We start from the raw sequence: 6793 nt of genomic DNA on the forward strand, positions 1-6793 counted from the left end.
CGTTGTTAGGCCTCGTTGGCCGGCTTGCCGATGGTTGCTAATATACCACCATCAACGTAAATAATCTGCCCGTTTATGAAGTCGCTCGCGGCAGATGCCAGAAATACCGCTGTGCCGCGGAGGTCGTCGGGGTCACCCCACCGTCCGGCCGGCGTGCGATTCAGAATAAATTCATTGAACGGATGGCCATTTACCCGAATGGGTGCTGTCTGCTCTGTAGCAAAATAGCCCGGACCGATACCGTTCACCTGTATATTATACCGAGCCCACTCTGTGGCCATATTTTTGGTCAGCATTTTCAGGCCACCCTTGGCGGCGGCGTAGGCGGTCACTGTATTACGGCCGAGCTCGCTCATCATCGAACAGATGTTGATGATCTTGCCGGCCTTGCGTTGGACCATGTATTTGCCTACATGTTTGGAAACGATAAAAGGCCCGACCAAGTCTACATCGATGACTTGTTTAAAATCTTCCACTTCCATTTCCAGCATGGGCGTGCGCTTAATGATGCCGGCGTTGTTCACAAGGATGTCAATGCTGCCCACTTCGGCTTCGATGCGGGCGACAGCGGCGTATACAGCTTTGTCGTCGGTCACATCAAACAGGTGGCCCGTGGCGGTAATGCCTTCGCGCCTGTATTCGGCAAGGGCTTGTTCCATCTTGCCGGGCGAGTGGCCATTGATGAGCAGGTGTGCACCTGCCTGCCCCAAGCCTTTGGCCATGGCCATGCCGAGGCCGTGCGTACCACCGGTAATGAGCGCGCGCTTGCCGGTAAGGTCGAAAAGTTTACTCATCGCAGCTCGTTTGGTTTAACGCCATCCATATCGCTGTAGTCGAGATTCTCGCCGGCCATCCCCCAGATAAAGGTATAATTGCTGGTACCCGCACCGCTGTGAATCGACCAGGGCGGCGAGAATACGGCCTGATGATTCTGCATCCAGATATGACGTGTCTCTTGTGGCTCGCCCATAAAGTGACACACCGTTTGGCCTTGCGGCACATCGAAATAAAAATATGCTTCCATGCGGCGGGCATGGGTATGCGCTGGCATGGTGTTCCAAACGCTACCTTTTTGAAGCTCGGTGAGGCCCATTTGCAGCTGACATGTTTCGAGCACACTGTTTACCAACAGCTTCCGGATGATGCGATGGTTTGACGTTTCGATCGATCCGATCTCCACGGTGTCGGCGTCGGCAAGGGATACTTTGCGTACCGGGTATGCCGCGTGTGCCGGCGCGGAGTTGAGATAAAAGAGCGGCTTGCCCGGACCTGGCAGAAAGGAGACTTCCTTTATACCGCGGCCTACATAGAGCGCTTCTTTATTTTGTAATGTATACGTTTGGCCGTCTACCTGTACATCGCCGGCACCGCCGACGTTGATGATACCCAGCTCGCGACGCTGCAGAAAAAAGTCTGCTTTCAGATCGTCGATTGGAGTGAGGGCGAGGGGCTGCGTGGTCGGTGCAGCGCCGCCGACAATAAGCCGATCGTAGTGAGAATAAACCAAAGAGATCTCACCGGGTACAAACACATGCTCTACCAAAAAAGCCTCGCGAAGCTGGGCTGTGGTAAAGGTCTTGTAGGCGGTGGGGTGATGGGCGTATTGAGACGTGTGCAACATAATGTGTAATCGGTTGCGCAATATAAAGGAAAAAAAAGCGATAAAATGAAACGCAGATAGGGCTAGTTTTGGCGGGATTTTATTGGTATCGGTCCCAAGCCATACAGAATACGGGTAATTCAACGAAATTTCCCCGAAAAAAAATCTCCACGATAAAATAATTGAAATATTCTTTGGAGGATTTGAAAATCCTTTCTAAAATGCAATCGATTGCGCAACACGAACGATTGCGCAATCGAATTTAAGGCCTTAAAAACCCTTAAAGAAACATGTTTTAGCCAGTGTACTCAATCAAACCAACCCTTAACCCTATGATGCACATTTTACAGTCCTTTTCCCCGGCTGCGAGAGGCTCCGCCAGGAGCTTGTGTCGGGCTGTTCTCTGTTCTTTTATACTGGTGGGAATGCTTTCCCCTCAGGTTCATGCACAAGACGTTACCATCAGCGGTATTGTTACTGGTTCCGATGATGGTGCACCCCTGCCCGGTGTATCCGTTCTCGTCAAAGGTACAACGACTGGCACTACCACCGATGTGAACGGCGGTTATCGTCTGCAAGTCCCTAACCAGGACGCCATCCTCATCTTCTCTTTTATTGGTTATGCACCGCAAGAGATGGCTGTAGGCTCACAGACGACGGTGTCTGTCCGCCTGCAATCCGACCTCACACAATTGTCGGAAGTGGTCGTCGTCGGGTATGGTACTGTCAAGAAAACCGACCTGACAGGATCCGTAGCCGCTGTAGACCCCGAGCAGATCGTACGACGTGGATCGCTGGGTACGGTGGAAGCCGTACAAGGTCAGGTGGCGGGTGTAGATATTTCAAACCCTTCGGGTCGTCCGGGCGCGAACTTCAAAGTACAGATTCGCGGTCAACAATCGCTCAGCGGTGGCCAACCGCTGTATGTAGTGGACGGCATGATCACCGAAAACATTGACTTTCTCAACCCCCAGGACATTGAGCGCATCGACATCCTGAAGGATGCCTCGTCCACGGCCATCTACGGATCACGCGGTGCCTATGGGGTGGTCATCGTCACGACCAAACGCGGCGCCTCGGTAAAGCAGAAAGCTGTGATCTCTTACGACGGCTATTATGGTGTACGCGACGCCGCACGCATGCCCGACTTTATGGACGGTGACAGGTTCTGGAACTTCCGCCAGGATTCGTATATCACCGGCGCCATTCAGGCTAAGCAGGCGTACGACACCAATATTGGCAACAATGCGACGAACAAAGACGAACTCAATCGTCGCGTGGCCGAGAAAGATTATACCGATTGGCCCAGCCTGTTGATCCGTACCGGCCGGCAGATGAACCACTGGATCGGCATATCCGGCATGGGTGAAAACAAGCTCGGTTATACCCTTGGCATGGGCTACCAGGAGGAGGAAGGCAACATTGTACACGACAATTACAAACGTTACAACCTGAAGGCGAATGTCAGCCAGACGCTTAACGATCGCTGGGCGGCCGGTGGCAGTGTAAACCTTTCTATTGCTGAGCGCGAAGCCGGCAGCAGCAACGCCATGGTAAATGCCTTCCGGATGTCGCCGTTGCTGAAACCCTATTTCACAGACTATCCGGACTCGCTCATTGTGCAGCCCGGCAAAGATCTTCCGTATTTAGACTTCACCAGCTCGGTAAACCCACTGGTAGATATGGCCAATGCATCAAACGATACGCGTACGTATTATGTACTGGCGAATGCCTTTGTAGAATATACACCCATTCACTGGTTGAGTGTACGCACGTCGTTCTCCCCCCGGTTCAAATATGAGAAGACGGGTAAGTATTTCGGCACCAATTCCGAAGGCCGCGTAGCCACGTTGCCCGATGCCGAGATCAATACACTGGAATCTTTCTCCTATATATGGGACAACCAGGTGACCTATAATAAAGTGATTGGCGACCATGCCATCAACGCGATGGGTCTGTATTCACTCAACATGTTCCGAGATGAAGCTGTGCTGGCGTCTGCCACGAAGTTGCCTTATAACTCGGGCTTTGAAAACCTTGCCACGGCCGATCCCACGAATCAACGCTCGGACTCGGACTTCAAGAAGTGGTCGCTGATGTCTTACGCGCTGCGGTTGAATTATACCTGGCGCAATAAATACCTGTTCACAGTCTCCAATCGTTGGGATGGCGCGTCGGTATTGGCGAAAGGCCACAAGTGGGCCTCGTTCCCCTCGGCGGCGGTAGCCTGGAAGATCAATGAGGAAGGCTTTATGTCGGGTGTTCGACAGGTTGACGCTTTGAAGCTGCGCGTGAGCTATGGCATGACAGGTAATAACCAGAATGTAAATCCGTACGATACCTATATATCGGTTACACCTATTTATTATGACTTTGGCGGTACACCCTCGGCCGGGTATCCGCGCACGGGCATTGTCAGCTCTTCGCTGGGCTGGGAGCGGACGCAGGAAGTCGACGCAGGAGTAGATTTTTCATTGTTCAGTGGACGCATTACGGGTACCGTGGACTACTATAACAAATTGACCAAAGACGTAATCCTCGCCAAGTCAATTCCCTTTGAAACCGGCGGATACTTTGACCCGGCAGATGCGGCAAAGCCTACGGGACCGCGCGTACGCGACAACATCGGTCAGGTACGCAACAAGGGTGTGGAGGTATCCCTTACTACTGTAAACGTTAGTACCGATGCCATTACCTGGACAACAACCTTCAACTTTGCCAAGAACACGAACGAAATTGTAGAGCTCGTTGGCGGCAAAGTAGACGACATCGCCAATAAGTGGTTTATTGGCCAGCCCATCAATGTCAATTATAACTATGTGTTCGACGGCATCTGGCAGGCCGACGAGACGGAGGAAGCCAAGAAGTATGCGCAGACGCCGGGCCAGGCACGGGTGAAAGATTTTGGTGACGACAATAAGATCACGCCGGACGATCGCCGCATTCTCGGTACTCCAATGCCGAGCTGGACAGGAGGGTTCTCGACGACGATTACCTACAAGGCATTTGATCTGTCGGCGTCGTTGTATAGCCGGCAAGGGGTGCAAGTGTTAAGCCCTTTCCACCAGGAGTTCCTGAACTTCGAAGACCGCGGCCGCTCCAAGCTCAATGTAGACTGGTACATGCAGGAGAATAATGTTACGGCTACACGCGTATCCAATGAGTATCCTCAGCCCAAGAATTCCGGTAAATACTGGAACACCGAGAACGTCGGCTTCTACCGCGATGCGAGCTTTGTAAAAGTGAAGAACATCACGCTGGGCTATACCGTGCCGGCGGCGATGCTGGAACGCGCGCGCATTTCCAGCCTGCGTGTGTATGCAAACGTATTGAATCCGTTTGTGTTTACCGAATACGACGGATTTGATCCTGAGTGGGCCGATGCCACATACGCCAACGGCGGGCTGAGCTCGGTAACCTATCAATTTGGTGTCAACCTCAAATTCTGATGACGATGAAAGCAACGATTAAAAATGTAGGAATGGCAGCATTGCTGATCGCAGGGCTTGCCAATTGTAACGATTATCTCGACGAAGAGAATCCCTCGAATATTTCGGATACAGAGTTCTACAAAACCGCCAACGGCTACGAAGCGTTGGTCAATAGCACGTACGCTTCTTTGCGGGAGGTATATGAATTGCCGTGGATGTTCCTCGCCGGGACCGACGAATTTGTCGAAGGACGCAACGCTCAGCCCGAAGGCATTAGCGAATACCGCAACCTGTCGTCGAACGACGTGAATGTGGAAACCTTTTTCGGTGCTTGCTACAAAGCTATCGGCCGGTGTAATGCTGCTATATATTATTACGACAGAACAGAGAAGACAGCCACCCGCGATATCCGCCTGGGCGAAGTAAAGTGTCTACGGGCCTACTATTATTTCTTGTTGGTACAGCAGTTTGGTGGGGTAAGCATCGTCACCGAAATGTACGACGAGCCGGCGTACAACTTCTCTCGCAATTCGGCAGCCGAAGTATATGACTTTATTTTACAAGACCTGGCGGATGCGCTGGTGCTGGTGCCGGAAACGACAACCTCGTTCGGTCGTATTACGAAGCCGGCTGTGTTGCATTACCTGGCCAAAGTACATCTGACGCGCGGGTATGAAACTTTTGCCGCAGATGACGACTACACCAGGGCGGCAGCCTATGCGGATCAGGCAATTAATGGCAAAACGTTGACGATCTCATTCGAGGACCTCTTCTGGCCCGGGAAGGAAAAAAATTCTGAAGTGCTCTTCTCCATCCAGTTTGATAAAAGCTCGATCAAGGATGCCGCCAACGACGGCAGCAACCAGAATTACTGGTTTGGTCCGTACATGGGCGGTGAGGGCGCGAAGAATGGCTACCCGTATCGTGCCTACCAGCTCATGCCGACGACCTACGTGTATAGCTTGTTTACCGAGAACGATGCGCGCTGGGAAGGTACCTTCATGAATGTATTCTACCCTCGTTATTACGATTTCTACGACAAGTCGAAAGCCGACCGGGCCAACATGAATATTTCGTATTATTATCCGCAGTCCTGGGAGGCAGACACGGCGGCATGGCGTGCCGCTGACCCGGCGCACCGTGCCAAGACGCGGATCATTCCTTTTGGCGATATTTGGATGGGTACTTCCGGTGTTGGTATTGACAACAGTGCGCCGGCCGTACGCAAGTTCGACGACCCTACCGCTACCTTCTCGCTGGGCGGGAGTAGCACCCGTGATATATTCCTGGCGCGGTTGGGAGAAACCTACCTGATCGCGGCTGAAGCGTACTTGCAGGCCGAAGATGTGGCAACTGCCACGTTGCGTATCAACGAAGTCAGACGCCGGGCCGCGAAGCCAGGTAAAGTAGCGGAAATGCAGGTTACGGAGGCAGTAGTCGACCTCGATTTCATTCTCGATGAGCGTGGCCGCGAGCTGCTGGGCGAGTACGACCGCTGGATGGACCTGAAGCGCACGGGTACGCTGGTAGAGCGTGCGAGTGTGTACAATCGGGATATTAAGCGAAAATATTTTGACAACGGTACCAATGCTTTTGAAGGCGCCGACGGCCAGCTAAAACTGTTTCGTCCGATCCCGCAAAAGGCACTTGACCTGAATCAAAATGAGGGGTATGAGCAGAACCCTGGCTATTGAGTGTCACGTAGATAGGCGTATGAACGAACCATAAGTTTATTGGATACTGCACAAATGATGAGAGTTGG

General features: G+C 52.4%; 4 protein-coding genes. 2 read left to right on the top strand and 2 right to left on the bottom strand.

Features of this window, described 5'->3' with window-relative positions; genetic code table 11:
- Nucleotides 1–5: 5 nt before the first annotated feature.
- Both KK062_RS06245 and kduI read right to left on the bottom strand, forming a co-directional pair.
- Nucleotides 6–794 (bottom strand): gluconate 5-dehydrogenase, encoded by a 789-nt coding sequence (locus KK062_RS06245; protein WP_254083400.1) that lies wholly within the window; start codon nt 792–794, stop codon nt 6–8.
- The gene (gene kduI, locus KK062_RS06250) at nt 791–1621 is read right to left on the bottom strand and encodes a 5-dehydro-4-deoxy-D-glucuronate isomerase (protein WP_254083401.1); all 831 of its coding nucleotides are present in this window, start codon (nt 1619–1621) and stop codon (nt 791–793) included. The genes KK062_RS06245 and kduI overlap by 4 nt, the downstream gene beginning before the upstream one ends.
- Before the next feature lie 404 nt (nt 1622–2025).
- Between kduI and KK062_RS06255 the strand changes: the two genes are divergently transcribed.
- Together KK062_RS06255 and KK062_RS06260 are read left to right on the top strand one after the other, a co-directional pair.
- On the top strand, nt 2026–5049 hold the full coding sequence (locus tag KK062_RS06255; protein ID WP_254083402.1) for a SusC/RagA family TonB-linked outer membrane protein: 3024 nt from the start codon (nt 2026–2028) through the stop codon (nt 5047–5049).
- A 5-nt stretch (nt 5050–5054) separates the two neighbouring features.
- Nucleotides 5055–6725, top strand: coding sequence for a RagB/SusD family nutrient uptake outer membrane protein (locus KK062_RS06260; protein WP_254083403.1), 1671 nt, complete (start codon nt 5055–5057; stop codon nt 6723–6725).
- Nucleotides 6726–6793 lie beyond the last annotated feature (68 nt).

Source organism: Dawidia cretensis (assembly GCF_018598175.1).
Lineage (GTDB): Bacteria > Bacteroidota > Bacteroidia > Cytophagales > Cyclobacteriaceae > Ohtaekwangia > Ohtaekwangia cretensis.